Source organism: Ekhidna sp., from assembly GCF_965227465.1.
Taxonomy (GTDB): Bacteria; Bacteroidota; Bacteroidia; order Cytophagales; family Cyclobacteriaceae; genus Ekhidna.
Genome location: NZ_OZ245746.1, coordinates 85,580 through 112,252, shown reverse-complemented (window position 1 = coordinate 112,252; position 26,673 = coordinate 85,580). Strand labels below are relative to the sequence as shown.

General features: G+C 39.5%; 30 protein-coding genes and 1 tRNA gene. 8 read left to right on the top strand and 23 right to left on the bottom strand.

All coding sequences use genetic code 11. From position 1 onward, the window contains the following. Positions 1 to 22: 22 nt before the first annotated feature. The 13 genes from ACO05G_RS00550 to ACO05G_RS00490 form a co-directional block, all read right to left on the bottom strand. On the bottom strand, positions 23 to 580 hold the full coding sequence (locus tag ACO05G_RS00550; protein ID WP_421764212.1) for a YfiT family bacillithiol transferase: 558 nt from the start codon (positions 578 to 580) through the stop codon (positions 23 to 25). Between the two features lie 9 nt (positions 581 to 589). Continuing rightward, complete coding sequence (locus tag ACO05G_RS00545) at positions 590 to 1,099, bottom strand: DUF2480 family protein (protein ID WP_421764211.1); 510 nt, start codon at positions 1,097 to 1,099, stop codon at positions 590 to 592. A 4-nt stretch (positions 1,100 to 1,103) separates the two neighbouring features. After that, a complete protein-coding gene (gene tsaB / locus ACO05G_RS00540) occupies positions 1,104 to 1,784 on the bottom strand; it encodes a tRNA (adenosine(37)-N6)-threonylcarbamoyltransferase complex dimerization subunit type 1 TsaB (protein ID WP_421764210.1) in 681 nt (226 codons plus the stop codon). Continuing rightward, positions 1,785 to 3,443: a S41 family peptidase gene (locus tag ACO05G_RS00535; RefSeq protein ID WP_421764209.1), complete on the bottom strand. Its 1,659-nt coding sequence runs from the start codon at positions 3,441 to 3,443 to the stop codon at positions 1,785 to 1,787. 1 nt (position 3,444) lies between these two features. Continuing rightward, positions 3,445 to 3,825 carry a ribonuclease P protein component gene (rnpA, locus tag ACO05G_RS00530; RefSeq protein WP_421764208.1) on the bottom strand — a complete coding sequence of 127 codons (381 nt, stop codon included), beginning with the start codon at positions 3,823 to 3,825 and terminating at the stop codon, positions 3,445 to 3,447. 11 nt (positions 3,826 to 3,836) lie between these two features. Beyond that, the gene (gene rpmH / locus ACO05G_RS00525) at positions 3,837 to 3,992 is read right to left on the bottom strand and encodes a 50S ribosomal protein L34 (RefSeq protein WP_348279338.1); all 156 of its coding nucleotides are present in this window, start codon (positions 3,990 to 3,992) and stop codon (positions 3,837 to 3,839) included. A 181-nt stretch (positions 3,993 to 4,173) separates the two neighbouring features. Beyond that, positions 4,174 to 6,246, bottom strand: coding sequence for a M16 family metallopeptidase (locus tag ACO05G_RS00520; protein ID WP_421764207.1), 2,073 nt, complete (start codon positions 6,244 to 6,246; stop codon positions 4,174 to 4,176). Positions 6,247 to 6,266: 20 nt separating this feature from the next. After that, positions 6,267 to 7,613 (bottom strand): M16 family metallopeptidase, encoded by a 1,347-nt coding sequence (locus tag ACO05G_RS00515; RefSeq protein ID WP_421764206.1) that lies wholly within the window; start codon positions 7,611 to 7,613, stop codon positions 6,267 to 6,269. 43 nt (positions 7,614 to 7,656) lie between these two features. After that, positions 7,657 to 8,652, bottom strand: a complete 996-nt coding sequence (locus ACO05G_RS00510) for an adenosine kinase (RefSeq protein ID WP_421764205.1) — start codon at positions 8,650 to 8,652, stop codon at positions 7,657 to 7,659. Next, on the bottom strand, positions 8,652 to 9,497 hold the full coding sequence (locus ACO05G_RS00505; RefSeq protein ID WP_421764204.1) for a glycerophosphodiester phosphodiesterase family protein: 846 nt from the start codon (positions 9,495 to 9,497) through the stop codon (positions 8,652 to 8,654). The genes ACO05G_RS00510 and ACO05G_RS00505 overlap by 1 nt, the downstream gene beginning before the upstream one ends. 29 nt (positions 9,498 to 9,526) lie before the next feature. Next, positions 9,527 to 10,018 (bottom strand): hypothetical protein, encoded by a 492-nt coding sequence (locus ACO05G_RS00500; protein ID WP_421764203.1) that lies wholly within the window; start codon positions 10,016 to 10,018, stop codon positions 9,527 to 9,529. Between the two features lie 31 nt (positions 10,019 to 10,049). Further along, positions 10,050 to 10,607, bottom strand: coding sequence for a metallophosphoesterase (locus ACO05G_RS00495; protein ID WP_421764202.1), 558 nt, complete (start codon positions 10,605 to 10,607; stop codon positions 10,050 to 10,052). Positions 10,608 to 10,695: 88 nt separating this feature from the next. After that, positions 10,696 to 11,178: a YHS domain-containing (seleno)protein gene (locus ACO05G_RS00490; RefSeq protein WP_421764201.1), complete on the bottom strand. Its 483-nt coding sequence runs from the start codon at positions 11,176 to 11,178 to the stop codon at positions 10,696 to 10,698. A 145-nt stretch (positions 11,179 to 11,323) separates the two neighbouring features. Here ACO05G_RS00490 and ACO05G_RS00485 point away from each other — a divergent pair, with 145 nt between their 5' ends. Beyond that, positions 11,324 to 11,677 (top strand): hypothetical protein, encoded by a 354-nt coding sequence (locus ACO05G_RS00485; RefSeq protein ID WP_421764200.1) that lies wholly within the window; start codon positions 11,324 to 11,326, stop codon positions 11,675 to 11,677. Between the two features lie 59 nt (positions 11,678 to 11,736). On the opposite strand, the gene ACO05G_RS00480 is transcribed toward ACO05G_RS00485, so the two are convergent. The 5 genes from ACO05G_RS00480 to ACO05G_RS00460 form a co-directional block, all read right to left on the bottom strand. Then, a complete protein-coding gene (locus tag ACO05G_RS00480; protein WP_421764199.1) occupies positions 11,737 to 12,429 on the bottom strand; it encodes a hypothetical protein in 693 nt (230 codons plus the stop codon). Positions 12,430 to 12,701: 272 nt separating this feature from the next. Further along, positions 12,702 to 14,513, bottom strand: coding sequence for an OmpL47-type beta-barrel domain-containing protein (locus ACO05G_RS00475; protein WP_421764198.1), 1,812 nt, complete (start codon positions 14,511 to 14,513; stop codon positions 12,702 to 12,704). Between the two features lie 605 nt (positions 14,514 to 15,118). Further along, positions 15,119 to 15,193, bottom strand: a tRNA-Val gene (locus ACO05G_RS00470). 65 nt (positions 15,194 to 15,258) lie between these two features. After that, entirely contained in the window at positions 15,259 to 15,918 is a 660-nt protein-coding gene (locus tag ACO05G_RS00465; RefSeq protein WP_421764197.1) for a DUF2461 domain-containing protein, read from the bottom strand. Next, on the bottom strand, positions 15,918 to 17,180 hold the full coding sequence (locus ACO05G_RS00460) for a UDP-N-acetylmuramoyl-tripeptide--D-alanyl-D-alanine ligase (protein WP_421764196.1): 1,263 nt from the start codon (positions 17,178 to 17,180) through the stop codon (positions 15,918 to 15,920). Before ACO05G_RS00460 ends, ACO05G_RS00465 begins: the two co-directional genes overlap by 1 nt. A gap of 30 nt (positions 17,181 to 17,210) precedes the next feature. Here ACO05G_RS00460 and ACO05G_RS00455 point away from each other — a divergent pair, with 30 nt between their 5' ends. Next, positions 17,211 to 17,417 carry a hypothetical protein gene (locus tag ACO05G_RS00455; RefSeq protein ID WP_421764195.1) on the top strand — a complete coding sequence of 69 codons (207 nt, stop codon included), beginning with the start codon at positions 17,211 to 17,213 and terminating at the stop codon, positions 17,415 to 17,417. On the opposite strand, the gene recR is transcribed toward ACO05G_RS00455, so the two are convergent. After that, positions 17,414 to 18,022 carry a recombination mediator RecR gene (recR, locus tag ACO05G_RS00450; RefSeq protein WP_348283553.1) on the bottom strand — a complete coding sequence of 203 codons (609 nt, stop codon included), beginning with the start codon at positions 18,020 to 18,022 and terminating at the stop codon, positions 17,414 to 17,416. The genes ACO05G_RS00455 and recR overlap by 4 nt on opposite strands. Continuing rightward, the gene (locus ACO05G_RS00445) at positions 18,022 to 18,303 is read right to left on the bottom strand and encodes an ATP-dependent Clp protease adaptor ClpS (RefSeq protein WP_421764194.1); all 282 of its coding nucleotides are present in this window, start codon (positions 18,301 to 18,303) and stop codon (positions 18,022 to 18,024) included. Before ACO05G_RS00445 ends, recR begins: the two co-directional genes overlap by 1 nt. Before the next feature lie 84 nt (positions 18,304 to 18,387). Here ACO05G_RS00445 and ACO05G_RS00440 point away from each other — a divergent pair, with 84 nt between their 5' ends. After that, positions 18,388 to 19,824 (top strand): sodium:solute symporter, encoded by a 1,437-nt coding sequence (locus tag ACO05G_RS00440; RefSeq protein ID WP_421764193.1) that lies wholly within the window; start codon positions 18,388 to 18,390, stop codon positions 19,822 to 19,824. Here the strand turns inward: ACO05G_RS00440 and ACO05G_RS00435 are convergent. From ACO05G_RS00435 to ACO05G_RS00425, 3 genes are read right to left on the bottom strand one after another with little or no spacing between them, the layout of a single operon-like run. Then, positions 19,821 to 21,110, bottom strand: a complete 1,290-nt coding sequence (locus ACO05G_RS00435) for a hypothetical protein (protein ID WP_421764192.1) — start codon at positions 21,108 to 21,110, stop codon at positions 19,821 to 19,823. The genes ACO05G_RS00440 and ACO05G_RS00435 overlap by 4 nt on opposite strands. Then, on the bottom strand, positions 21,107 to 21,439 hold the full coding sequence (locus tag ACO05G_RS00430) for an MGMT family protein (RefSeq protein WP_421764191.1): 333 nt from the start codon (positions 21,437 to 21,439) through the stop codon (positions 21,107 to 21,109). Before ACO05G_RS00430 ends, ACO05G_RS00435 begins: the two co-directional genes overlap by 4 nt. Then, a complete protein-coding gene (locus ACO05G_RS00425; RefSeq protein ID WP_348283549.1) occupies positions 21,439 to 21,855 on the bottom strand; it encodes a hypothetical protein in 417 nt (138 codons plus the stop codon). The genes ACO05G_RS00430 and ACO05G_RS00425 overlap by 1 nt, the downstream gene beginning before the upstream one ends. Before the next feature lie 102 nt (positions 21,856 to 21,957). Between ACO05G_RS00425 and ACO05G_RS00420 the strand changes: the two genes are divergently transcribed. The 5 genes from ACO05G_RS00420 to ACO05G_RS00400 all read left to right on the top strand — a co-directional run bounded on the left by ACO05G_RS00420 (position 21,958) and on the right by ACO05G_RS00400 (position 26,673). Beyond that, the gene (locus ACO05G_RS00420) at positions 21,958 to 22,671 is read left to right on the top strand and encodes an ABC transporter ATP-binding protein (RefSeq protein ID WP_421764190.1); all 714 of its coding nucleotides are present in this window, start codon (positions 21,958 to 21,960) and stop codon (positions 22,669 to 22,671) included. A gap of 1 nt (position 22,672) precedes the next feature. Continuing rightward, positions 22,673 to 23,233, top strand: coding sequence for a cob(I)yrinic acid a,c-diamide adenosyltransferase (locus tag ACO05G_RS00415; RefSeq protein ID WP_348283547.1), 561 nt, complete (start codon positions 22,673 to 22,675; stop codon positions 23,231 to 23,233). A gap of 33 nt (positions 23,234 to 23,266) precedes the next feature. Next, positions 23,267 to 24,337: a branched-chain amino acid aminotransferase gene (locus tag ACO05G_RS00410; protein WP_421764189.1), complete on the top strand. Its 1,071-nt coding sequence runs from the start codon at positions 23,267 to 23,269 to the stop codon at positions 24,335 to 24,337. Between the two features lie 97 nt (positions 24,338 to 24,434). Further along, positions 24,435 to 25,515 (top strand): peptide chain release factor 2 gene (gene prfB / locus ACO05G_RS00405; protein WP_421764188.1). Its coding sequence is split into 2 segments (ribosomal slippage): positions 24,435 to 24,494 and positions 24,496 to 25,515, totalling 1,080 coding nucleotides; the frame shifts between segments, so codons are not numbered across the junction. 15 nt (positions 25,516 to 25,530) lie between these two features. Then, the gene (locus tag ACO05G_RS00400) at positions 25,531 to 26,673 is read left to right on the top strand and encodes an MFS transporter (protein ID WP_421764187.1); all 1,143 of its coding nucleotides are present in this window, start codon (positions 25,531 to 25,533) and stop codon (positions 26,671 to 26,673) included.

The following is a 26,673-nucleotide window of genomic DNA, read 5'->3' as shown; positions in this document are numbered from 1 at the left end:
CTCCAGGTGACTGGGGCTTTTTTTATGCATTGACTTTCTCTGGCGTGAACTCTCCCTCAAGTTCTATGGCTTGCTTGATATGTGCCAGATGGTGTTTACAATGCCAATTGTACAATCCCAGCATCCACTCCAATGTAAATTCACGGTTGTACTCGGGATGAAAATAGGTACGCTTTCTATGCTCAGGCTTGAGGGATTTTAGCAATATCACCCACCTGTTATGAAGCCCTTCCAGGATTTCAATGGATTCTGTAATTTCTTCATTATCTGCATCAGCTGTCTTTGCCCATGCTGCCTCATCGTAAGGTTTAATTGTTGGATTATCTTCCGTAAGAATTAGCTTGAATCTAATAAAGCTATTCATGTGACTATCCGCCAAATGATGGACGACTTGCTTCACATTCCAACTCCCCGGCCTGTATTGCAGTTCGAGCTCGTCATAGGAAAGGTTTCCAACAAGATTTGTCAATTTCTCTGGCAATTCTTGTAAAGTGAGAATCCATTTTTCGAAAACCTCGTCCGTAATTTCTGCTGGAGCTTCGTACTTACCCACAGGGTATTTTAAGATATCTATATCCACTGGTTAGATTTATTTTTTTCGTTTAAAGATAGGCACAGTACTGCATGGCTCTCCATACATGAGGCTATTTACAAGAGGGAATAGTGCCGAGGTAAGCTTGGTGTACGCATACTCAATGCTTTTAACATTGCCACACCCCTTTATTACTACCTTCTTTTCATTAAAATCATTCTTCAAGAGACAATCTTTTATCGCCTGATCGATCAATGATTTTTCAATCCCTAGTTCATCACCAAAGGTTACCAAATTGGCAAATTCCTGTAGTCTGGTAACCAAAAGCATATAAGCCCAGGTTGGAATGATTGCATCCGCAGAGCATATTAAACCTACATTTTTACCCGCGTAGATTTTCCAATCATGCTCTTTCAAAAAAGCCCTAAAGTCTTTTTCTCTTAACATAAGGCCTTCAAATAAGACCTGCTTTAAATCAAAGATGACATACTCACCCTGATGTAAATAATCCTCCAAATCGATTGAAATGAGTGGGCTTTTAGCGACTCTGTTAACAATTTCTTCCATTGACCTACAGCAACTGCTTTTTTGGTGTAGTAGTTCGCCATTCTTTTAGATAATTAGGTTCAAAATAGGCGACATCTTCGAATTTTTTATCCTGATACTTTCTGAAAGCCATTCTACCCATATTGCTTGCATCCGGAAAAATGTCAGCTATAAGGATCAGGTTCTCCTGCCTACCGATACCTCTAAACTTGGGCATACCGTCACCAAAAAGATAAAGCGGCTTCTTAAATTCAATAAATGTATCCTCCTCCAAAATTTTTGGTTGAAGGTCCCAAATCTTATTCCCGTTTTGATCTTCTATCTGTGTATATACTTCCATTCTACGCGCATCCATCATCGGACAAAGTAGATGCTCACCCTGGAACCTGCCTCTCATAGCTTCGGTCATTATGTCCAAGGAAGAAATGGCTATGAGTGGTTTGTTCAACGTATAGCAAATCCCTTTTGCATTTGACACACCAATCCGAAGACCTGTATATGAGCCAGGGCCAGAAGAAACAGCCACAGCGTCAAGGTCTTTAAATCCAACATTTATTTCTTCGCAAATGTCCAGGGCAATTCCCGGTAATAATGAACTATGAGACTTCTCTACCTGGTGAATTTGATTAACTAGCAATTCACCTTCACGATGTAGTGCTACTGAGCATACCATCGTGGATGTCTCTATACTGAGTATCAACGCCAATTAGTTCGAGTTTAAAATGGACTGGTATTTTTCAGGATCATTCAGAACAGTAACTGCGGCCTGCACATCCGGGTCCTTGCCAAAGGTAGATTCAATGATTCCCCGTTCATAAAAATACCTGCCGGCGATTTCTTGCTCTAAAAGCATGACAATTTCTTCTTTGAAGGTCTCCAGGTCACTTTCTTTATTGGGCTTAGTCGCCATTTCCAGTTTGTCAAAATAGCTTTTCAGCTGAGTATATTTCTTTTCCTCTTTGGCAATCTCGATCAAATCCTGCGTTTCACGTTCTACCCGAGTATCGTAGTTAAAATCCCTTCCCAATAACCACTTTTTGAAATCAGCATAATCAGCATCAGAGAGACGTAGGTCATTCGGTTTTTCAGGATTCAAATCCTCATTCTTATAAAAATATTCAGTAGCGTAATAGAAAATATGATTGTCCCTAACCAGGCTTTTGGTGATCGGAGCAAACGCAAGTTTCTTCACCTCAACGTCCGGGTCAATACCCCCTCCATCAAAAACCTTTCGCCCGTTCAACGTATAAAATTCACTTTTCAAAGAATCCGGAATTTTTCCGACGCTTCCATCCTCATTTCGGTTGCTATAATCGATAGCCTGAATGCATCTTCCTGTAGGAGTGTAATACTTTGCTGTAGTGATCTTGACCACCGCGTCATATGATAGTGGTCGTTCAATCTGAACCAATCCCTTCCCAAAAGTCTTCCGACCAATTAAAACTCCCCGATCATAATCCTGCATTACTCCTGATACAATTTCTGAAGCTGACGCACTACCATTGTCAGTCAAGACAACTACAGGTATATTGGGATCAACCGGATCATTTAAGGTATTATATGTCCAGTCATTAGCTCTTACTTTTCCTTTTTGAGTTACAATTTTTCTTCCTTTTTCCACGAATACGTTAGAAACGTTTACCGCCTCATGAAGCAAACCTCCCGGGTTTCCTCTTAAGTCCAAAATGATTTTGTCAGCGCCCTGCTCCATCAGATCAAGCACCTTGATCCCTATGGACCTGCCTACATTTTGTGTGAAACTGGTCAGCCGAACATATCCAATATCATCAGTAACCATGCCTGCATAGGGAACACTATCAACTGCTATTTTTTCCCGCTTTACCGGAACGTCAAACATCTCATCTTGTCCAAATCGCTTGATGGTCAAAACGATCTCTGAATTGGATTGCCCTTTCATTAAAAAGCGAACCTCCTCCTGAGATTTACCTTCCAGGGAAATTCCATTGATGGCATGAATCTCATCTCCTGCTCGCAATCCAGCTTCATGTGCGGCAAAACCTTCATATGGCATTACAATGGTGCTGACACCTTTTTTTCTTTCTACTACTGCACCAATACCCGAATACTCTCCGGTAGTCATCATACGGTAAGTTTCAATTTCGTCCGCTCCTATGTAGTTGGTGTACGGATCGAGTGTTTCCAACATTTCATCTATCCCTGACTTCATCAAAGTCGTTGGATTGATTTCATCCACATAGTGCGTGTTTACTTCTTTAAATAAGGTGGCGAAAATGTCCAGGTTCTTCAATATTTCGAAGTATCGGTCAGTAGGAGGTTTGATTGCCGCTGTGAGAACAACAAAAACCGCAACTATAGGAAGGATGAATTTAATTTTTCTACTCATATCATTCTGCATTGATAGTACCCAAACGTTCCAGACACTTGATTAGTTGAGTCTGAATGTCCTGAAAGGTCAAAATCTGTTTTGAAAGATAAATGAAACCAATAGAAAGGTGAATTGATTCGGAATTATTATCGATCAAATGTTTGTTGAGACGGTAGGCTTCTCGTATTCTTCTTTTCAAAAGATTACGATCAACTGCTCGTTTAAAATTTCTTTTGGGAACCGAGATCAGAATTTGATTGGGCTCAGGAATAGCCGCTTTGAGATGACGGACCTGGAAATCACCTAAATAAAAAGAGGAACCTTTTTTAAATAGTCCCTCTATTTTTTTCTTACTCGTAAGTTTTTCCTGTTTCGGAAAATGATATTTTGTCAGGCCCATAGGCCGTGAATTTACTTCTTATGGATTTCGTCAGAAACTGTAAGTCTTTTACGACCTTTTGCTCTTCTTCTAGCAATCACAGATTGACCATTCACGCTCTCCATTCTTTTTCTGAATCCGTGCTTGTTTTTCTTCTTCCTTACTGAAGGTTGAAACGTCCTTTTCATGTGTATATATTTTAATCAACTGTCACATGGAATTCGGCCCGAATGGCCTCATTTCATAGTATTAATCTTTCGCTCTTAAAAACGGAGGGCAAAGATAGATAAATCCTTGCCCTCTGCAAATTACTTTAAAAAAATAAATCAATCACTTAGAGTTTATTGTCTCTCAAGTGAATCTCTAGTCTTATTCAAGATTAAAAGCTGAAGCATCTACTTCTGGATTTACAATTATTTCAGATACAGAAATCTGCATTTTCATCTGTGCATTTAAAGGTTGAGATAACTTAGTTGCAAACAGAATGCCTCCGAACTCCTTATATTCTCCAAACTCCGAAGATAACGTCATGTTTCCTTGAGGACTCTCGACTGTACTAGTAGCTTTTACCAGCAATCCGGATTCCGCATCATAATACCTCACTGTAGTTGTTCCAGATGGAGATTTAACCTCAACTCCATAAGCATCTTTTCCGTCAATTTTCTCTAACGATGAAATCTTCGCTTCAATATCTCCATTCAAGTACGCTACTTCTTCTACTATTGCAGAGCTAATCTTCATATCCAGAGCCATATCACCCGTGATATCTTGATTCCCCTGCATCCCGGTCATCTTACCTTTTTCTCCATCAAAGACAATTTTTTGAACCACATTACCTCCCATCTTCACCTCAACTAAAGACATATTGGGAGAGACTTTCGTTTGCTCCATATCCATCGTTTGACCCATCACAGATCCCTGCATATTCATTTTTACCGCCTTCACCTCTGCTAGCTTGTCTTTTCCTCCAATCGCTTCAATGTAATTCATAAATACTTTCTCAGCAGTCAATCCCTCGGGTAGCTTAGCTAGAGATGGATCTACCTCATTGCCATACGTATCATAATACTTCACTTCACCAAATGGTTTTAGCTGATCTGCTACTTCACTAGCCTTACCCACAACATTGATATAGGCCCCTTCGGTTTTCAGGTACTTATCTGCCATTGCCATCACATCTTCTTTAGAAACGGCCTGCACCTTTTGAAGGTAGGTTGAATAGTAATCTGACGGAAGGTTATACCTGGCAGTATTTAGGGCAAAACTTGCCACCGTTTGTGGTTGCTCCAGAGATCGCGAGAAACTTCCTGAAATGGAGTTCTTAGCTAGTTTCATTTCTTCATCCGAAATCTCACCTTTTTTCATCTGAGCCATTTCGTAGAAAATCTGAACGACGGAGCTGTCTGTAACCTCATTTCTTACTGCAGCACTTGCATTGAATCTACCTACTAATTCGTCGCTTGACAGTGAAGAATAGCTACCATATGTGTAGCCTTTATCTTCTCTTAAGTTCATGAAAAGCTTTGCAGAACCTGAGCCTCCTAATATTTGATTCATCACTCGAGCTTTAATGACATCTTCAGAGCCTGTCTTAAGATCAACCGGATAGGTAATATTGATATTCGATTGCACAGCACTTGGTCTGTTTACAATCCCTACCATATTCTTGCCTGGGGCGGTTGGTGTATCATAGGTCGGCATCTCAACTTCTCCGCGCTCCCAATTACCAAAATACGTCTTCATTAACTTTTTGGTAGCCTTAACGTCTACATCTCCAACTACTGCCAGATACGCAATATTTGGTCTGAAGTATTTCTCGTGATAAGCCGTAAGGTCATCAATAGTAATGTTGTTGACTGTTTCTTTGGTCTGAATTTCACCATAAGGATGGTCCTTACCATATAAAAGAGCTGAATTCAGATTTGATGCAATAGCTCCCGGATCTTCTTCATTAGAAGCGAGCGCTGAAATGGTTTGCTTTCTTATTTTCTCCAACTCCTCCTCAGGAAACGTCGGGTTAAAAATAACATCAGTCATCAACTCTAATATTTTCTCATTGTATTTAGATAATCCCGAAGCGAAAACGCTTGTTGATCCTGCTCCAAGAGACGCTCCAATGAAGTCAATTTCCTGATCAAACTGCTCCTTTGTTCGTGTTTCAGTGCCTCTTCTCATCATCTGACCTACCATAGATAAATAGCCAACCTTATCACCTTCAAGGATGGGCTCACGATCGATTACCAGGTTGTAGCTTACTCTAGGTAGCTTATGATTTTCGATAATGAAAACTTTTAATCCATTTTTCAATTCGAAGGATTCGTAATCCCCAATGTTAATTGGTCTAGGAGTAGCCGGTTCTGGCAACTTGCTTCTGTCTACCTGAGCGAATGATCCCAGTAGACTCAATGTTAGCATTAAGGTTAATATATTTTTAATCTTCATGATTTCTTGATTTTATTCACTTATTGATCCTCAATTTTTTCACCGTCCGGCTGTTTTTGGGCAGACTTTGGCAAATACACCAGCTCTACTCTTTTTTCAGGATCAAGATATTTTTTAGCAACTCGCTGTAAGTCTTCTTTTGTTACTGCCATGTAGCGCTGCAATTCATTGTTTATCAGGTTAGCATCACCAAAATAGACATGGTAATTAGCCAAACTCTCAGCAATTCCTCTAACAGACCCATTGGAAGACACGAATTGGTTTTCAATTTGATTTCTGAGTTTTTGGAACTCCTTATCATCTATTGGTTCGTTTTTCACACGCTCAATCTCAACATCCATTGCTGTAGATAAAGCTTCAGGAGAAGTCCCCATATTGGCAATGCCGTAGGAGATAAATACACCTGCATCTTCTAAGGCAAACGGGATTGATGCCGCTGCAACTGCTAATTGCTGGTCGTCAACAATTGACTTTTGGAACCGTGAGCTTTGCCCTCCGGAAAGTAAAGTGGTTAGCATTGTCATCGCATAATAGTCATCAGAACCTTGCTCTGCCATTTGATAAGCCTGGAACACTCCCGGCAACTGAATGTTATCAAACACTTCTGCCTGAACATCTCCAAGATCTTTCATTTTAACATCCGGGCGTGGAATGTCTTTTGTTCCTTTCGGTATCTCACCGAAATACATTTCAACTAATTTTTTGGTCTCGTCGATTTCAATATCACCTGCTATCGAAAGCGTCGCATTATTAGGTACGTAGAAAGTCGCGAAGAAATCCTCAAAATCTTCATCAGTAGCTGCATCAATATCCTCAAATGAACCTATAGGTGTCCATTCATAGGAGGTTCCTTCGAAAACTCTTGAGAACATTTCAGCTACTACGGACCCGTAAGGTTGGTTATCTACTCGCAATCTCTTTTCCTCTTTTACTACCTCTTTTTGAGTAGCAACACCAGTAGAATCAATCGTTGCGTGTAGCATTCTTTCTGACTCCATGTAGAGTCCCAATTCCAATTGATGTGATGGAAGGGTTTCAAAATAAAAGGTACGATCATTTGATGTGTTCGCATTTAGCTGTCCACCAGCACTTTCGATGATCTTGAAAAACTGACCTCTTGGGATATTCGGAGAACCTTCAAACATAAGGTGCTCGAAGAAATGGGCAAATCCTGTTCTTCCTTCCGGCTCATTTTTGGAACCTACATGATAAAGGACAGAGACATTAACAATGGGAGTCGAGTTGTCCTGGTGAAGGATTACATGTAATCCATTGTCCAAATCATACTCCACGAAATCTATCCGCTTTTCCTGGGCAAATGCTCCAAGCAGTGCGAATGTGCAAATTAAGGATAAGGTTTTTCGCATTTTATATTAGGGTTTAACAATTCAATTAAAATTCAGATACATCTTACTTCAATGTATCTAAAATGCTTTGTATATGGTTTTTGTTTAATCTTGGTCCATACTTTGAGACGACAGCTGAACTAGCAGCGCTCGCTAACTTACCAGCTTCGGCATGTGAAAGGCCGTTATTAATTCCATATAAGAAAGCACCGGCAAACATATCTCCTGCCCCCGTTGCATCTACAGCCTTTGTAGGGAACGGCTGAATTTCATGGTAAGCTGCTCCGTCATAAACCAGGGCTCCATCTTTGCCTTTGGTGATCACAAATTCTTTAGCCACTTTGCTAATGGCCTCTTTTGCAGCATCCATTCCTTCAACACCTGCAAAAAGTTCTGCCTCTTCAATGTTGCAAAAGAGTAGATCTACTCCATCACCTACAATATCTTTCATCTGATCATTGAAATACTTTACCATGGATGGGTCAGAGAAGGTCATGCTAACCTTCACTCCATTCTCCCTCGCGATTCGTTTTGCCTCTTTCATGGCTTCCAGGCCTGTAGGAGATGAAACCAAAAACCCTTCCATAAAAAGGTATTTTGAGTTCTTTATAGCCTCTTCATTTAATTCATTTTTAGAGAAATCTGTTGTGATTCCTAAGAATGTGTTCATGGTTCGCTCCGCATCGGGAGTCACCATCACCAAGCACTTTCCTGTTGTGCCTTTATTAAGATTCTGTGGGTCCAGGTTCGTATCTATGCCTGCGTTTTCCAAATCAGATGTGTACAGCGTCCCGTCTTCATCATCCGCCACTTTGCACGTATAATATCCTTTCCCACCAAATTCAGCTAAACCAAAAATGGTATTCGCGGCAGATCCTCCTCCCTGCTTTTTTTTAACTGCACCGGCCACCTCTTTTAATAAGACACTCTGCCTTTCCTCATCTACCAAGGTCATAAGGCCCTTTTCTACTTCATTTTCAGCGAAGAACTGATCTTTCACTTCTATTTCATAATCAACCAAGGCGTTACCAATGGCACATACATCGTACTTCTTACTCATTATTCTTGTATTACTTTCAATGCTCTATCCGGGTAATCAGTGATTAGTCCATCAACGCCCAGATCAATTACTTTTCTTATGTCTGAAACTTCATTCACTGTCCATGGAATAATTTTCATCCCTGCGTTTTGAATTTCTTTCACATTTTCCTGCGAAAGTAATTCATAATAGCATGAATAAACTTCAGGGGTAAATCCAAGCGAATCAATATTGGTCTTCCATGGAGAGTTATTTTCTATGAGAATTGCTAATTCAACTTCCGGATATTTTTTATTAAAATAAATAAGTGTCCTAAAGTCAAATGACTGAATGGTGACACGATCAATGATTCCTTCAGCAAGAAGGAAAGCATAAACCATATCTGAAAATTCCGAAGGGACTGGATGAAAGGTTCTATCCGTTTCCTGTTGAGTCTTTAGCTCAATGTTGTACCGTATTGGTGTAAGTCCATTTTTGGATATGTACGATTCAACCGCATCCACAACATCCTTAAGAAGCGGCTTGAAAGTTTCGATTCTTTCCTGCTCAGGAAATCTATCGTTTCCTCTTGATCCGCAATCAAACTTCCTGATTTGATCATAGTCTAATTTATATATGTTAATAATCGAATCCGGATGAATCAAATTGCCTAGTGAATCGATGCAGAAACTTGGTGAGAAGTAAGGTTCATGGCTGACAACAAGTTGGCCGTCCCTTGAAACAACCAAATCAAGTTCCAATGTATTGACTCCCAAGTCAGTGGCCAGAATAAATCCCGGAATACTATTCTCTGGCGCCAACCCCCTTGCTCCTCTATGTCCCTGTAAATCAATTCCCTTTCCTGGTTGAGGCTTACATGAAGCCATTGTTATGATTAAAATCCAAATTCTAAGCATTAGGATAAAAAGTTTATTCGGGTGAAAACATATTGAAGAGATTCCTCATTCACAACCATGCGATAGAAATCTGAATCCCCCAACCTTTCTGGTTGATAACCACTCTGCATTAAGTACTTTTTGCTGATCCTTTTATCAAACCAATGTACCAGGCGAATTTTATCCTCTTCGATTTCAATACACGTCATCCCTCGTTTTCCTACAACGCAACCTGAATTGAAAAGACATGGGATATGAAATAGCGTGTTATATACATAGCTTTGGAAGCCGTGCTCATTATTTTCCTTATGGTACTTTTTGAGTTCTTTTTTATGAGACTTAATTTCTGATTTGATCTCATCAATTTCATTGCTATCTGCGGCAGCATAATCTCTACAGAGTTTCTCTATTTTGTACCTTAGGCGCTCTACTTTATGCAAGGACTCAAATAGCGGACGATGTGTGTGACCAATTATAGAGACTACCTTATTGAAAGAGGAAAACCCGTACACCCTCTTTTCAATTTTGTATTGCTTTTTACTGCTATGAGATACAGAAATAACTTTTTATTCCCAGAGGATTTGCAAAATATTTTAGTGTAAAACCGATCAGCTCATTATGCTCCTGATACTTCTTGCTGGCTTGATGGCCATGGAAAACAAATAAATTATCGTTTCCGAACCTAAGCCTCAGGGAGTCATAAAGTTTATAATTAAATGGAAGATTTCTCATTAATTGCAGCTCAAGATCATGATTCCCTACAGTCTTAAACAAAGAATATTTAAAGTTAAATTGATCAAACAGCCTATACACCTCTTTCCAACTATTCACGATTTTCTTTAATTGAAATCGTTGTAGTTCCTCAACATCTCCATTCAAGATGAGGGCATGGTCTCCTTTTAGGTAGTAACTTTTTAGTGCAGAGGTGAAAAGATTGGCGTTTTGCTTAAAGTCATCGGTGGATCCACCATCACCCATGTGAAGGTCGGAAAAGATCACCCACTTCTTCTTTGAATGAATATCTAATGTTGGACTTTGCTCGTAGAGCTTGTCTAGTTTTCGGTAAAGAACTTTTGTGCTTAACTGATTCTTCTTAGCCATTTGTTGCTATCCAGCAAATCGAATTAGCAATTTATGAATATGAATAATAAGGACACGTTGTTTTCGCCAATGAGAAGAAAATTTAACATTAGTGACCTATTTCTAATTCAACCATCTTATCCCAGTTTGCATCAGCTCTTACTTCATAGTCAATAGGATCTTGATTCCATTCTTCTTTCAGACTACCTGTTAGTTTTGTCATCCAACTGGAAGTAAATAGAATAAGTTCTCCATCCTGTATCTGCCATTGTGTAGGATCGGGCTCCATTTTTGTTGAGGTTTCGGCCACTGCATAGGCACACCAGCCTCCATACTCCGGAAGGTATTTTTCAGGATTTTCTTCAAATAAACGTCGGTTCTTTGTGCTGGAAAATTGATAGGATATTCCATTATAATTAACAACTTCTTGATTCACCCCTTTTTTTGCTTCCCCTTGCTCAAAGTATGCTACAAGGTCATAGCCATCCAGAGCAATACCTTCTATGTTATAGATTTCATCCTTAGGTGCATCTAAAGTGTTACAAGATGAAATCAATGAAATAGCAAGTAATAGTGTACTAATTATCTTCATAGTTTTTAAAAAGTTTTGACTCATTTACGCAGAGTCGTATTGCGTGGCGAAAGAAAATTGGGCTATAATTAGTTGAAGTCTTAAGAAAGACATTAGGAATTTTTTATAAACTGACTATTTTAGTGATTCACACATACCTAATGCTATGCCGGAAATAAAAAAAATCACTCACAAAGGAAAACAGATCATCTACGTTGATTATCGCGGACAGTCAGAGGATGAAATGCTTGAAACAGCCTCTTCTTTAAGGGATTATTTACTTTCTGACCCGGGGGAGCACTTAAGACTCGTGAACATTACAGAAACACCAGCTACGCGAAAATTTACTGCCTTTATCAGGGAAATGGGCAAGGAAACTAAAAATGTGCCGGTCAAAGGTGCCGTTGTAGGAATTACAGGGGCTAAGAAAGTGTTGCTATCAGGATATAACAGGCTTCTGGGCGGGGCTATGCGTCCCTTCGATGATGAGGAGATAGCAAAAGACTATTTGGTTAGTTAGCCTTTATAAACAAAAAGCCTAATGAAGTATCACCAGGCTAATAAAAATTATGTTTACCGTTATTTTGTCCGTTGAAATTCTACGACTTCTTTAGACAAGTTATAAAAGCTATCGTAGGCTCTAACTTCAATCAGGTAGTGTTCAGCGCTAATTTTGTTTAGCAAACCTGTTAAGTCAATATGCTGCTCCTCATTGAATTCGAATTTGTGTTCATCGTTGATTGTAACCGTAACTTTCTTCACCACAACGTTTTCATCATCAACATCAATTGCTAGCTGGACATTTTTTGGAAAAACCGGGATTCCATTGTCATACAGCTTTGGGGAGAAATTGAACCCGGATCTGATATTTGGACCTTGTTTGTCTACAGTTATTTCCTTCCATCTAACCGGCTCTTGGTTACCCACTTCGTCGACGCTGTAATACTTAATGGTATACGTTCCATCTGCAAGTTCGTGGGGCATCATTTGGCGTCCATCCGACTTCATGAAAGGATAATCTGCAACCTTAAAATAGGTCGTCACCGGTCCGGATTCTTCTTCTATTTTGAATTTTATTCTTGTAGCCGGGCCAAAAATAAAGCCTCCGGCTTCTGTCCTCAATAAATCCGTTCGAGGAGCGAAAATATCTTCTACCGATGAACTAGTATTTTCTATTGTTGATGCAGGCGCATTTTCAAAAGACATCTGTGCTGACATATTATAACCAGCGAGTACTATTAAACCAGTTAAAATTTTTTTCGTTAAATCCATAGCTGACTGTTTTGATTGAATTTGACACAAAGATGAATAAATGAATTCTGCGTCAATATCAGTATAAGAATGGCTTTTGACGTAGGTGATTTGATTAGGGAGAAGTCGGGGCTTTTTTAAAAAGAAAAATTATAAGTATCTATGAATAAGATGATTAAATCATCTTACATAAATAAAAACTGTTATTTATATTAAATCTGGATTTGCAAAACCAATAACATAAAAAACCCTGACTCATTCTGAATCAGGGCCTATAACTAGCTGAAACCCACTTAATCCTCAATTTTAAATGCTATAACCTCAACTGAATCATTACTTACCAAATCTGAAGTTGTAATTTTGACATTATAAGCTTGCCCTTTTTTAAATGCTTTCTTCTCACTAATATCGATAGTCTTGGGACTACTGTAGTGCACTTCTTTCTGGTCATTGACCTGATACGAAATAGAATTGGTCCCAGACTGATCATCCGTCGCTCCTAAGAAAAGCCTTGTCCCTGAAGGGTAGACCGGCACACCGTCTTCTACACCAATTGGTCTATTGCTAAAATTGTATACTATTTCAGGTCCTTTTTTATCCAAGTATAAGTCTATACTTTTTGAGTACTCAACATTATTAACATTGTCTATAGATCGGTACATCATCCCGTAGTATCCCTCATTCTTTAAGGTAAATGGTTGATCATATTCTGAGAAATCATCTCCAATTCCTGCAAATTCAATATAAGCCAAACCGGCATTCTCATCTGATCCCACTAATTTCAATTTAGTGTTTTCGTTGACATAATACCTGTTAGCTACCTCAAAATAGTCTCCCACAAATTCAATATCTGTTGATGGTCTTAATGTGTCCACAAATACCTTTTGAGTTTTCATTTGCTCAAGATTCGCAACCTTATCGATAGCGTTATATTTCACGCTGGTTAAACCATGAAAATCCTGGAAAGAAAATGCATTTTCATACGCTCTATCAGTAGTGGATCTTGTTGAATAATTAATTTGTTCCACACCAGCCTTATTGTCTTCAGAAAAAAGAGTAATTAATGAAGCTGCGGAAACAAATAAGATATCATCATCAGTAAATGACGATGTTGCATTTATTGAAGTTACAGGTGCTGTCTTATCCAGGTATACCTTCATTTCTTTTAATTCCTCACCATTATTTACATTATCCACACTGTAGTAACTAATAACATAATCACCATCAGCCAAGCTAGCAGGTAGTACTTGTCCTTCCTTAGCTTTGATGTAAGAAATATCTCCCAACTTAAAATATGTTGCTCGAATTCCAGAGTGTTCCTCAATTACATCAAATTGGAGACTGGTGTTTGGTCCGAATACAAAATTTTCTAGATGTGTTTTAATCAGTTTAGTAATCGGTGCTTGGTTGTCATACACAAAATTTATCGTTGCGGTTTCTGAGTAGTTATTTACATTATCAACTGCATAATAGCTGAAGGAATAATCCCCTGAAACCTGATTTGAAAATGTTGCTTTGCCTGTTTCCCAGTTAGCATTATTTAGACTCCATAAGCTTCCTTTAACGCCAGATTGCTCATCCCAATCTTTTAATTGAATTTCTAAATCACCACCATAGTAGGTTACGTTTGATAATCGATACTTATTAGTTGAAGAAAGTATTGGACTAACAATGGGGGGCTTACTATCTGCATAAAGCTCCATTTCTACCTCTCTTAATGGATAAACGTATTCTTTAGAACTTGGATCAACTGCCCATTTAGTTCTAATTAAGTTAGGACCTTCTGTATCGAGATAAATAGGAGTAGCGTCTTCCGGGTGTTTTTGACTTTTTAGATCATAGGTTTTACCATCTGGTGTGATGGAAAACTTAAGATAAATTGGTAAATTTTTATTGACATATGTTTTACTGGTCTCGTCAACAAAGACAGTCTCTTCTTCCATTACAATTTTTGGTGGAGCAGTTCGATCTAGAGATTTTTTATTCAGATCATTCGAATTTGAATTCAAGGGTTTTACTTGATTGTCGGCCATTGCTATTTGAGCATTCAAGTCTGAAGAAAGACTTATTATGACAGTGATAAATACTAATCGGAGGAGTTTCATGTGAGTTTGATTTTGATTAAAATAATATTGTCCAAATATCATTCTGAAAACCTTACGATTTTATAGTAGAAACCATTTCGACTAATTAGGCTAAATACTTACGGGTAATTCAGCGTATTCATTGTGCTGAAAATATGAAGGTCCATAGATATTAGATAAACTAGAAAATGGGTAAGACGAGTGAAATAATTAATTAGGGCATAAGGTTCTGGTGAGATCTTGAGGTTTGTTAATTTCTCGTGAAGTTTTTTTGTTGCAGGATCATCTTACTGAATAAAAGCCATAAAAAAACCTCAACTGATTGGGTTGAGGTTTGAAATGATGTGGGCGCTGAGGGATTACTCATACACACAACCTTGCCGCACAACCCCTCGTGAACCTTTGGTTTCGAACCCGGGGCTATCATCCCTTTTTAAAGGACATAAAAAAACCTCAATCGACTAGATTGAGGTTTGAAATGATGTGGGCGCTGAGGGATTACTCATACACACAACCTTGCCGCACTGCCCCTCGTGAACCTTCGGTTTCGAACCCGGGGGCTATCATCCCTTTTTTTAAAGGACATAAAAAAAACCTCAACTGATTGGGTTGAGGTTTGAATAATGTGGGCGCTGAGGGATTCGAACCCCCGACCCCCTCGGTGTAAACGAGGTGCTCTGAACCAACTGAGCTAAGCGCCCCTCCTTAAAAGGACTGCAAATTTAGTACGGTTTATTTTACACGCAAGCCCTAAATAAAAATTATTTTAATCCATTGCTTTGGATAGGAAAAGATTGAAAGGGTGCAAGGTCTTATAGACCTGAGCTACTTCACTCGAAAAGTTCTTTGAAGTCACTTCCTTATCTGTCATTTTCTTCATAAAAACATAATGTTTGAGCTGTAGAAGCTCAATATTCTCATGATCTTTCGGATATCCTTTTGGTGCTGTTTTTAGCCTATCATCCCCATAAGGTTCACTAAATACCTTCTTAAATTTTTTGTCATCAATAATAGCGCGAAGCTCATTTCCATTGTAATCAATTTCTTGTCTCACTTTCTGTAATAAATCTGAAGAGGGCTGGTAGATTCCTCCTCCAGCAAAATTATTCCCAGGCATGATGTGGAGATAATAGCCAGGATTACCAGTCTTTCTTCCTCCCTCAACAATAGCTGCTCCAAAGTTGGTTTTATAGGGATCTTTGTTTTTACTGAATCTTATGTCCCTGTTTATTCTGAATAACGTTTTTCGTGGATCTACAGCAGAAAGAGATGGATCAAAAGCAGACGATTTCTGAATTATATCGGCCACCAACGCTATCACCTGCTCTTTAGCTTGCTGGTATCGTTTCTTATTATCATCCATCCACTCCTTCTTGTTGTGTTTGGCTAAATCAGATAGGAAATCGAGTGTAAATTGCAAGTCCATTATTTAATGCTTTTTAAGATGCTTTCAAGTTTGATCGATCGGGAAGCCTTCAAAAGGACAGTCGAGTTGGAAAAATCCATTTTGATCAGTTCTTTTTCCAGTTCCTCTTTTGATTCAAAATGGTATTTTGGATTGGCAACTTTCCCGATCTTCTCACCGACCGTTAATACATTTGACAATCCCAATTTTCTGGCATATTCAAGTAATTCCGAATGTTGATCATTTGAATCCTCAACCTCATTCATATCTCCAAGTATTGCAAGTTTGCTTCCTTTTTGTTCTGCCAAGTTTTCCAAAGCTACTTTCATTGAGTCTGGATTCGCATTGTATGCATCCAGAATAATGGTAATTGTTCCTTTCTTAATTATCTGTGATCTGGAATTATCCGCTTCGTATGAGGCAAGCGCTTGAAGAATTTTTTGATCAGACACGTCAAAATACCTTCCGATAGCAATGGCTGCTGCCATATTGCTATAATTATATCTCCCTACAATTTGAGTTTCTTGCAAAACTCCATTCAATGTGATGGTCAGATAGGGCTGAGATGAGGTCAACTTTAAATCGGTTGAAGGAAATAGAACAGGTGCTTCAAATCGCTTGGCCATATTGGAAAGAACCTGGTCATCCATGTTAATAAATGGTGTCCCACTCGTCTTTCTTATAAAATCGAATAACTCACTCTTCCCTCTGATTACCCCCTCTATTCCACCAAAAGTCTCGGTATGCGCCCGGCCAATATTAGTTATTAGCCCATGCGAAGGTTTTGCCATTTCGCAGTAACTGGCTATCTCACCCACATGATTCGCACCCATTTCGATGATTGCTATTTCAACCTGCGGATGGATGTGTAACAAGGTAAGAGGTACGCCGATGTGATTATTGTAATTCCCCTTGGTCGCATGCGAAATGTATTTTTCCGAAAGCACACTATGAATCAATTCCTTGGTAGTGGTTTTCCCATTAGATCCTGTAATGGCAAGCACGGGTCGCTTAAATCTGGACCGGTGGAAAGTTGCTAGCTCCTGCAACGCTTTCAATCCATCCTGAGCAAGAATGATTCGGTCATTTGTAAGGTAATTTTCATCATCCACCACCGCATAAGCTGCTCCTTTTTTTAATGCCTCCTCTGCAAATTGATTGGCATTAAAATTTGGACCACTGATAGCGAAAAAAAGATTGTTTGGCTCGATCGTTCGTGTATCAATGGATACTCCATCACTTAGCAAAAACCGAGAATAAAGAAATTCAATGAAATCACCCATCACAGCAAAAATATCTTTTACCAGCCAATAATGACCACATATATTTACACCATGGATCCGAGACTTATTCGACCTCTTGCTTTTGCTGGAATTATTCTTGCGATGGTACTTAGCGCATGGTATGTCCTAAAAACCTATCGAGAAGGAAATCCCCGTTGGATTTTTCTGGTCATGGCATTGGGTATAGCCGTGTTATTATCTCAAAATCTAAGAAGGGGCGGTCGACGAAAAGACTAGTCCTGATTGAAAAGCGTACGAGTAGCTATGCTTCTTCCTAACGTCACCTCATCTGCAAATTCTAATTCACTCCCCACCGGAATCCCACGAGCAATAGTAGTCACCTTTATTCCGAATTCTTTGAGGAGTTTAGTAATGTAAAAAGAGGTTGTGTCTCCCTCCATTGTTGCACTCAAAGCCAGAATGATTTCCTTCACCTGATCATCCTCTTTGATTCGATTAATAAGCGAATTAATCTGAACGTTTTCAGGCCCTACTCCATCCATTGGTGAGATTCGACCTCCTAGTACATGAAATAATCCATTATACTGACCTGTATTTCTGATTGCTAAAACATCAGGTGTGTCTTCAACTACACAAATGACTGAAGTGTCTCGGTAGGCATTTTGACAGGTGCATTCTTCTGTATCAGCAATTATATGGCAGGTATTACAATACTTAATGTTGTCCCGAAGTTCCTTTAAGGCTGAAGACAGCTCTACCGTTGTGTTTTGCGGTTGTTTCAAAAGGTGAAGTGCAAGCCGAAGTGCTGTTTTCTTTCCAATTCCTGGCAGTCTGGATATTTCTTCTACTGCGCGCTCGACTAATTGAGATGGGTACTCCATTAGACAATTGAGGCCTTTATTCCTGCAGAAGTAATTCCTTCTCTCAAAGGCTTAAGCTCATCATAATCACCTTTTTTTACCGAACATTTTCCCTTATAGTGAATCAAAAAGGTACACTGCTCCGCCTGATGCACATCATGCTTGCATACTTTTACCAGTGTATTTATTACATGGTCAAACGTATTGAAGTCATCATTGTAAACCATGAGATCTCGAACACTCTCACTCCCAATGTCTTCATCGGTTTTTATTTCTTCTTCTATATCGAACTCTGTACTCATCCCTCTCGATTTATTGCAAAATTAATAATTGCAGTAGAACCTACATGATTTGTAATTTGCAGGCTCAACATTTTAATAAACACAATGAATCCACTTTTCGTTGGCTCAATCGTTCTTGGATATTTCATTTTACTGATTGGCATCTCATGGTTGACATCCAAAAACGCAAAATCCACTGATTTTTATACAGCGAGTCGGGAATCTAAGTGGTATTTGGTGGCTTTTGGAATGATTGGTGCTTCGCTTTCAGGTGTAACATTCATCTCTGTACCTGGTGAAGTAGCAAACTCAAACTTCTATTATTTTCAGGTAGTACTCGGCTATTTGGTTGGATACTTCGTCATAGCCAAAGTGCTCTTACCTCTTTACTACAAGTTGAATCTGGTTTCTATTTATACTTATCTGGAACAGCGCTTTGGTTTTTGGTCATATAAATCAGGTGCCTTCTTTTTCCTGATAAGTAGAATTATTGGAGCCAGCTTCAGGTTGTTTCTAGTAGCTGGAGTTCTTCAAATTGCTTTTTTTGATGCTTACGAACTTCCATTCTGGCTTTCCGTGCTCACAACCATCTTACTTATCTGGCTTTACACCTTTAGAGGCGGAATAAAGACGATTGTCTGGACAGACACTCTTCAAACCACATTTATGTTAGTTGCGGTGATTGTAAGCATTTTGTTTATCAAAAATGAACTCTCCTGGACCTGGACCGAACTCACTTCCAATCTCCTAGAAGATGAACGCTCTACCATTTTCAATTGGGATTGGCAAAGTGGACGAAATTTCTTCAAGCAATTTTTTAGTGGGGCTTTCATTGCCATTGTAATGACTGGTTTAGATCAGGATATGATGCAGAAAAATCTAACGTGTAAAAACATTGGGGAGGCTCAAAAAAATGTATTCTGGTTTTGCATCATCCTGGTCATTGTGAACTTTCTCTTTTTGAGTCTCGGTGTTTTGCTTTATCAATATGCTGAAATTGGAGGTATCTCTATCCCTGATCGGTCAGATAATCTCTTCCCTCTTTTAGCCATGAATGAGTTTTCAGCTTTTGCGAGTATTGCATTTTTACTCGGCATTACTGCCGCAGCTTACTCAAGTGCTGATTCTGCCTTAACGGCACTCACTACTTCCTTTTGCGTGGATTTCCTTGGCTTCAAAACAGAGAATTATGAAGCTAAGAAGAAATTAAGAACAAGCGTTCATTTTGGATTCTCCATCATTCTATTTTTCGTCATTCTCATTTATCAGGCGATAAATGATGAAAGTATTATCAATTCCCTTTTCATTGCTGCCGGATATACCTACGGGCCGCTTCTCGGTCTATTCGCCTTTGGCATTTTTACAAAATGGCAGGTGAAAGATAACTTAGTTCCATGGGTGGCAATTCTTTCCCCATTGGTTAGTTATGTCATTAATCTCAATTCCGAAGCGTTACTGGGTGGTTACAAATTTGGGTTTGAGATATTGATCCTCAATGGCCTGATAATGTTCGCGGGATTACTACTTATTCGTAGGTATTAATCACGCCAAAAAGGAATGATGATCTCTCCCCCGTCAATCTCGGACTTGATCACCAAATTATGATCGCCTCTACCTATATCCGAAGCGTCCAAAACTGTAATTAATACTGCGTAGTTGGTGGGATCCTTTATCTGTCCAAAGTAGAATTTCTGATTGGAATAGGTTATTGAGTCTACTGAGATGTCAAGGCTTTCAGAAACGCAATTCAGGATATTTTCAGCGTTTTGATGATAATCAAATGTACTATCATACTTCACCCGATTCCAGCCCATCTGCACCCATTTTCTCCAATGCGGACCTCTCGGGTTAAACTCCGCTACATTCTCACATTTTTCAACTATGTTTTGCTCCAGGTCCTGAGTAAGCGGAATATGTAGTTTTATGAAATTCTCATTGGACGGAACCACAAAAGAATTAATGAACTCGTCTCTCATTATTAATCTATCTCCGAACTCGTCTTTATAGTTAGTACTTGCTAATAGTTCATCTTCTAATCGATAGCCTCCATTTTCAGGATAGAGAATATGGGCATTATATCCATAATTAAGTAGGTAAAGTGCTCCAATGATATAAAGTGGTGTGATGAAGACCATAACTTTTCTACTGGCATATTGAATAAGTGTATAGTAAATCCCACGATATAATCCTGCAAAGGTGATCCACCCATAAAAACGATAGATAGGATAATAAATCTTTGCGAACCATCTCTTTTTGATCTTTTTGAAAAGTCCTAAGGTAAGGAAGTCAATCAAGTAGATGACTCCCAATAAGATTATCAAATTTCCTACATTTTCTGCTATATGATAAGGGTCATCGATCGACTGAAGAATGATGAGGATTATTGCAACTGAGATAAACGTGAATAGGAAAGCAAAAAGTGTAAGGAAAGTAAAGGCGAAAATCGAGCTACAGATTTTATCTATAATCGAAATCTGTTTATCTATATTCAAAGAACCGTTGATGAACTTATCAAACTTGGGATTTACTTCCTCCTTTTTAGTTTCCGGATAAACGGACTTTAATCCAACCAGCGACAGCCAATAAATTCTTAGAATAAAGTGTGAAATAAGACTTATTGGAAGGATTGCCGACATGTACAGCGCAACTATGGCTACAACAAATAACACTGGAGAATCACCTGATACATTTAAATTCAATGCCTTTATGATCCAATCACCTGCAACATCATTAATCACGAAAGCGGTGAAGACTATTGCTGCTGAGATTAGCACCTCTAATTCACTATTCTGCTTGAAGAGTTGAAACGTTTTTTTCTTTTCTATCATAATCCCAGTTCTTTCATTGGGTCCCAAAAATGTTTTTCGAAGTCAACAATTTGATCCTCAATAACTGCAATACCTTCCGCCTCTAGTAGCTCCTGCATTCGAGTTGGAGTTTTAAAATGATGTTTCCCCGTTAGAACTCCTGCACGATTAACCACACGATGAGCAGGTACATCATGCTGGGAAACAGCTCCATTCATGGCCCAACCTACGACACGAGCTGACCTTCTGACCCCCAGGAATGCAGCTATAGCCCCATAGCTGGTTACTCTTCCTTCAGGAATGAGTTTAGCCACTTCGTATACGTCTTTGAAAAAACTTTCCTTATCCATTACTCAAGTTTTGTCACTTCACAATCTTCTAAAATATAGAAAAGGTGTAATGGATTATCATTATTTAACCTCAGTATTCCTTTTACCCTTACTCGCTCATCTGTATACCGAAAATTATGATCTGAGTAGACCTCTACCACAGTCTCCGGACCTGCTGCACCACAAAAGAAACATGATTGATAGGGGAAACGTGATAGAATAAAGTAGTCTTGTTCACTCTCCTGTTGAAGTGGGATAATGAACCCTTCAAGGGTCAGCTCTTTCCCTTCCCGTAATTTTAGTTGGTCAGAAAACTTAGGTTGTTCAACTTCGACCCCCATAAAGTCATCAAACCCCATAACTATCTCCACCGAGGATAATAATTCCCACCCGGAAAGTTGTGGTTGAAACAAAAAGGCTATTAAAATAGTCAACATAGTGTGTAACAATATTTGAACCAAAACTATCTAAAAAACGTGTTAGAGTCTTGCGAAGGCCTTAGCATAATTTTTTACTTTAGCCGAACATAATAACAGCAAATGAGCAGTATAATCTCAACCACCGAAGTTTCTAAGAAATATGTAATGGGTAGTGAAATCATCATGGCCCTAAAATCCATTACCATCAACATCGATCGAGGCGAGTATGTGGCATTCATGGGGCCTTCAGGTTCTGGAAAATCTACATTGATGAACATAATAGGGTGTCTTGACACACCAACAGATGGAACCTATATCTTAAATAATAATGATGTAAGTGATCTTACTGAAAATGAATTAGCTGAGATTAGGAACAAAGAAATTGGTTTCGTATTCCAAACGTTTAACCTCTTACCTAGAGCTTCCGCCTTAGAAAATGTGGCATTACCATTGGTTTATGCCGGTTACAACTCCTCTGAAAGAGAAGAGAAAGCGCTTGCAGCACTAGCAGGCGTAGGATTGGATGACAGAGCCTACCATAAACCAAATGAACTCTCCGGGGGGCAGAGACAAAGGGTGGCAATTGCTCGTGCCTTGGTTAACGATCCTTCAATTATTCTAGCTGATGAACCAACAGGAAACTTAGATTCTAAAACTTCATACGATATTATGGATCTGTTTCAGGAGCTTCATGATAAAGGTAATACCATCATTATGGTAACACATGAAGAAGACATTGCAGAATATTCACATCGCATAGTAAGACTTAGAGATGGCCTTATTGAAGAAGATGAGGTTAATAAAAACATAAGATCGGCGAGAACACCAGCATAAAATGAGTGCGAAACTCTACACAAAAACAGGTGATAAGGGACAAACTTCCTTACTAGGAGGAAAAAAGGTTTCAAAATCTGACCTTAGAATAGAGGCTTACGGTAACGTAGATGAACTGAACTCATTCATCGGCCATCTGAAAGACCATGAAGGAGTAGAGAATCGGCTCAAACAGCAGCTATATTGGATTCAAGAACATCTTTTTTCCATTGGTAGTATCCTTGCGACCGAATCTGACTTTAAGGGTTTCGAGCTCCCAAAGGTCACACAAACTGAAGTTCAACAATTAGAGGTTTGGATAGACAAATTTGATGGTGAAGTACCTCCACTTAAGAATTTTATTTTACCAGGTGGACACCCGGCGGTATCCCTGGCTCATGTTTGCAGAACCGTATGTCGGAGAACCGAAAGAAGCATCATTTCGTTAAGTACACACGAGCCAGTTGATGAGTCAATATTGCAGTTCATGAATAGATTGTCTGATTATTTGTTCATCTTTGCGCGCGCAATCGGCCACATTTTAGGTGTGAAGGAGGTTCCTTGGTCACCTGGGACTGATTGAAAAAAACCCATTTCAACTCAAAGATTGTAGAAAATGACAGAGACGTTGGACATTCAAATCACCGAAGCTCAAACTTCAAGGCTCCCCGAAATCGATTTCGATAACCTGGCATTCGGTAAGACTTTTTCAGATCACATGTTTGTAGCCGACTATAAAAACGGCCAATGGACAGATTTAAGAATAACGCCCTATCAGAACCTTTCGGTGAGTCCTGCAAACGCTACTCTTCACTATGCTCAAAGTATATTCGAAGGGCTGAAAGCTCACAAAGCTGATAATGGAGATATCCTTATTTTCAGACCTGAAGCTAACGCAAAGCGACTAATTAAAAGTGCAGAGCGGATGTGCATGCCAGCTGTACCTGAGGAGCTTTTCATGGAAGCCATCGAATCCCTGATCGCCATTGATAAAAATTGGGTTCCAAACAAGCCTGGAACTTCATTGTACATAAGACCTTTTCAATTTGCCGATGATCCATTCATTGGTGTTCGACCTTCTGAGACTTACAAGTTTATGGTGATTACCGGACCTGTGGGAGGTTACTACTCAGAACCAGTAAAAGTTAAAATCGAAAACCATTTTACCAGAGCCGTCAGAGGTGGAGTTGGTGCAGCCAAAACTGCAGGCAACTATGCCGCATCATTATTTCCTGCCAGACAAGCGCAAGCGCAAGGCTATCATCAACTTGTTTGGACCGATGGCCAAACACATGAATTCATAGAGGAATCGGGAACGATGAATATCATGTTCGTAATTAATGATACACTGATCACGCCTCCAACGAGTGATTCAATTTTACCGGGAATTACCAGAGAAAGTGCGTTAGTTCTTGCCAAAGAATGGGGCCTTAAAGTCGAAGAGCGTCCGATAAAGGTCGATGAGGTAATTGAAGCGATTGAAAATGGCTCCCTGACAGAAGCATTTGGTATTGGCACAGCAGCTACCATCTCTCACATTGCCGTAATTGGTTATGAAGGAACTGATTACGAACTACCAGCTATTGAAAGCAGAACCATTTCCAACAGACTTTTGGATTCGTTGACTAAAATTAAATTAGGTCAGGAAGAAGATCGATTCGGCTGGATTCACAAGGTAGGTCAATAGATCTTTATTTTATCTGTCCAAAAGAAAGCATTCATTTCTGGTAATACTTGAAAGAGATCAATGTATTACTATATTCGCCACTCCATTTTAACATGCTATGACAAACGAAGAATTGAAAGATTTAAAGGCTCGTGTTAATGCCTTGAGGGGGTACCTTTGACTATGATGGTCGAAAGAAAAACCTTGAAGAATTAGAACTAGTCACTGCTCAGCCTGACTTCTGGAATAATCCTGAAGAAGCAGAAAAGACCATGAAAAAAATCCGGGGGCTTAAAGGCTGGACCGATAGCTACGAAGAGGTGGAAACCTCGCTCGAAGACGTTGAAACCCTCTATGAATTTAATCAGGAAGGAGAGGCTTCTGATGCTGAAGTTCAGGAGGCCTATGACTCTGCTTTCAAGCTCCTCGAGGATTTAGAGCTAAAGAAAATGCTTGGTGAGGAAGAAGATCAGCTTTCGGCTATGCTTCAAATTACTCCCGGAGCTGGTGGAACAGAAAGCAATGACTGGGCAGGGATTTTAATGAGAATGTACATCATGTGGGGCGAGGCAAACGGATATAAAGTTCGTGAGGTCGACTACCAGGCAGGTGATGTGGCTGGTGTTAAATCAGTAACGTTGGAATTTGATGGTCCTTTAGCTTATGGATATTTAAAGTCTGAAAACGGAGTTCATCGGCTTGTCAGAATTTCGCCTTTCGATAGTGGCGGACGAAGACACACCTCATTTGCTTCTGTTTATGTATATCCGGTTGCAGATGATTCTATTGAGATTGATATCAATCCAAGTGACATTGAGTTGCATACTTCACGATCCGGAGGTGCCGGGGGTCAGAACGTAAACAAGGTAGAGACCAAAGTACAGCTAACCCATAAGCCCACGGGAATAGTAGTGGTCTGCCAGGTAGAAAGGTCGCAACTAGCCAACAGGGAGCGAGCCATGCAGATGCTGAAATCTCAACTCTATCAAATGGAGATAGAAAAACGAAACAAGGAGCGAGCTAATATCGAGGCTGGTAAAAAAGCCATTGATTTTGGATCACAAATCAGAAATTATGTGTTGCATCCATACAAACTCATAAAAGACGCTCGAACCGGGTATGAACGAACGGATGTGCAGAACGTGCTTGATGGGGATTTGAATGATTATATCAAAGCCTATCTCCTCCACGAGGAATAGCTAAACACTCCTTGAATGAAGAAATATTCATTGAACTTCTGGTTGCTATCCTTAAGTTCTTTCTTGTTTTTCGGTTCATTTAATATGGTGCTGCCTGAGCTACCTGACTTCATGCGTTCGTTTGGGGGTGAAGATTATATTGGTCTCCACATTACATTTTTCACACTCACAGCACTGATTTCACGTCCATTTAGTGGGAAGCTTACTGATACCTGGGGGAGAATTCCTGTCATGGTTTTTGGGGCCGCAGTTACGGCAGTTGTATCATTATTCTATCCTTTCTTCCTCAATATCTATGCATTTCTATTTATTAGGTTTTTACACGGATTCTCGACCGGTTTTAAACCAACCGGAACTGCTGCGTATGTGGCGGATATTGTTCCGGTAAATCGAAGAGGAGAAGGAATGGGGATATTGAGCTTCTTCGGCATGACAGGGATGGGGATTGGCAATTATGTAGGCGGATTGATTGCGATTCATTATGATATCAATGTGCTTTTCTACGCCAGCGCAGCGGTTGCTCTACTTTCAGTAATTGTTATAGCCGGCATGAAAGAGACATTGGATAACAAGCAGAAGTTTTCTGGCTCTTTGCTGAAAATTAAAGCTTCAGATATTTACGAACCCACTGTTTTGGTTCCATCTGTTGTAATGATGCTTGTTACATTTTCATTTGGTGCTGCTTTGACTCTTGCGCCTGATCTTAGTGTTTCTTTAGGCATTGCTAACAAAGGGCTTTTCTTTTCTTATTTTACTGCAACCTCTCTTGTTTCACGTGTAGTTGGGGGTCGTTTATCAGATGAATTTGGTAGGCGAAAAGTATTGATTGCTGCAATGATAATTGTTGGTACTGGATCTATCTACATCGGCCATTCAACATCTGCATTTCATCTATTCACTGGTGCTTTAATCTTTGGTGCTGGTTATGGGCTTTCATCTCCTGCACTCTTTGCCTGGGCAGCTGATTTAGCACCGGATAAATTTAGGGGAAGAGGTTTTTCTACCCTTTTTATGGCGCTGGAAATCGGCATTGGCATGGGCGCTATGCTGGCCGGTCAAATTTATAATGGGAATCCTGATAATTTTCCAATCGTATTCACCGGATGTGGTAGCCTGGCTTTTTTAGCTTTTATTTACCTTTTGTTCAAAGGAAAATAA

What these genes read in the sequence shown, in the direction of transcription:
- ACO05G_RS00490 (WP_421764201.1), bottom strand. Translation starts at nt 11,178, where the DNA reads ATGAAGATAATTAGTACACTATTACTTGCTATTTCATTGATTTCATCT.
- ACO05G_RS00435 (WP_421764192.1), bottom strand. Translation starts at nt 21,110, where the DNA reads ATGATAGAAAAGAAAAAAACGTTTCAACTCTTCAAGCAGAATAGTGAA.
- ACO05G_RS00455 (WP_421764195.1), top strand. Translation starts at nt 17,211, where the DNA reads ATGACCACATATATTTACACCATGGATCCGAGACTTATTCGACCTCTT.
- ACO05G_RS00495 (WP_421764202.1), bottom strand. Translation starts at nt 10,607, where the DNA reads ATGGCTAAGAAGAATCAGTTAAGCACAAAAGTTCTTTACCGAAAACTA.
- recR (WP_348283553.1), bottom strand. Translation starts at nt 18,022, where the DNA reads ATGGAGTACCCATCTCAATTAGTCGAGCGCGCAGTAGAAGAAATATCC.
- ACO05G_RS00440 (WP_421764193.1), top strand. Translation starts at nt 18,388, where the DNA reads ATGAATCCACTTTTCGTTGGCTCAATCGTTCTTGGATATTTCATTTTA.
- ACO05G_RS00510 (WP_421764205.1), bottom strand. Translation starts at nt 8,652, where the DNA reads ATGAGTAAGAAGTACGATGTATGTGCCATTGGTAACGCCTTGGTTGAT.
- ACO05G_RS00505 (WP_421764204.1), bottom strand. Translation starts at nt 9,497, where the DNA reads ATGGCTTCATGTAAGCCTCAACCAGGAAAGGGAATTGATTTACAGGGA.
- ACO05G_RS00430 (WP_421764191.1), bottom strand. Translation starts at nt 21,439, where the DNA reads ATGGATAAGGAAAGTTTTTTCAAAGACGTATACGAAGTGGCTAAACTC.
- ACO05G_RS00410 (WP_421764189.1), top strand. Translation starts at nt 23,267, where the DNA reads ATGACAGAGACGTTGGACATTCAAATCACCGAAGCTCAAACTTCAAGG.
- ACO05G_RS00520 (WP_421764207.1), bottom strand. Translation starts at nt 6,246, where the DNA reads ATGAAGATTAAAAATATATTAACCTTAATGCTAACATTGAGTCTACTG.
- ACO05G_RS00475 (WP_421764198.1), bottom strand. Translation starts at nt 14,513, where the DNA reads ATGAAACTCCTCCGATTAGTATTTATCACTGTCATAATAAGTCTTTCT.
- ACO05G_RS00465 (WP_421764197.1), bottom strand. Translation starts at nt 15,918, where the DNA reads ATGGACTTGCAATTTACACTCGATTTCCTATCTGATTTAGCCAAACAC.
- ACO05G_RS00480 (WP_421764199.1), bottom strand. Translation starts at nt 12,429, where the DNA reads ATGGATTTAACGAAAAAAATTTTAACTGGTTTAATAGTACTCGCTGGT.
- ACO05G_RS00425 (WP_348283549.1), bottom strand. Translation starts at nt 21,855, where the DNA reads ATGTTGACTATTTTAATAGCCTTTTTGTTTCAACCACAACTTTCCGGG.
- rpmH (WP_348279338.1), bottom strand. Translation starts at nt 3,992, where the DNA reads ATGAAAAGGACGTTTCAACCTTCAGTAAGGAAGAAGAAAAACAAGCAC.
- ACO05G_RS00515 (WP_421764206.1), bottom strand. Translation starts at nt 7,613, where the DNA reads ATGCGAAAAACCTTATCCTTAATTTGCACATTCGCACTGCTTGGAGCA.
- ACO05G_RS00420 (WP_421764190.1), top strand. Translation starts at nt 21,958, where the DNA reads ATGAGCAGTATAATCTCAACCACCGAAGTTTCTAAGAAATATGTAATG.
- ACO05G_RS00415 (WP_348283547.1), top strand. Translation starts at nt 22,673, where the DNA reads ATGAGTGCGAAACTCTACACAAAAACAGGTGATAAGGGACAAACTTCC.
- ACO05G_RS00460 (WP_421764196.1), bottom strand. Translation starts at nt 17,180, where the DNA reads ATGGGTGATTTCATTGAATTTCTTTATTCTCGGTTTTTGCTAAGTGAT.
- ACO05G_RS00445 (WP_421764194.1), bottom strand. Translation starts at nt 18,303, where the DNA reads ATGAGTACAGAGTTCGATATAGAAGAAGAAATAAAAACCGATGAAGAC.
- ACO05G_RS00535 (WP_421764209.1), bottom strand. Translation starts at nt 3,443, where the DNA reads ATGAGTAGAAAAATTAAATTCATCCTTCCTATAGTTGCGGTTTTTGTT.
- ACO05G_RS00485 (WP_421764200.1), top strand. Translation starts at nt 11,324, where the DNA reads ATGCCGGAAATAAAAAAAATCACTCACAAAGGAAAACAGATCATCTAC.
- rnpA (WP_421764208.1), bottom strand. Translation starts at nt 3,825, where the DNA reads ATGGGCCTGACAAAATATCATTTTCCGAAACAGGAAAAACTTACGAGT.
- ACO05G_RS00400 (WP_421764187.1), top strand. Translation starts at nt 25,531, where the DNA reads ATGAAGAAATATTCATTGAACTTCTGGTTGCTATCCTTAAGTTCTTTC.
- ACO05G_RS00545 (WP_421764211.1), bottom strand. Translation starts at nt 1,099, where the DNA reads ATGGAAGAAATTGTTAACAGAGTCGCTAAAAGCCCACTCATTTCAATC.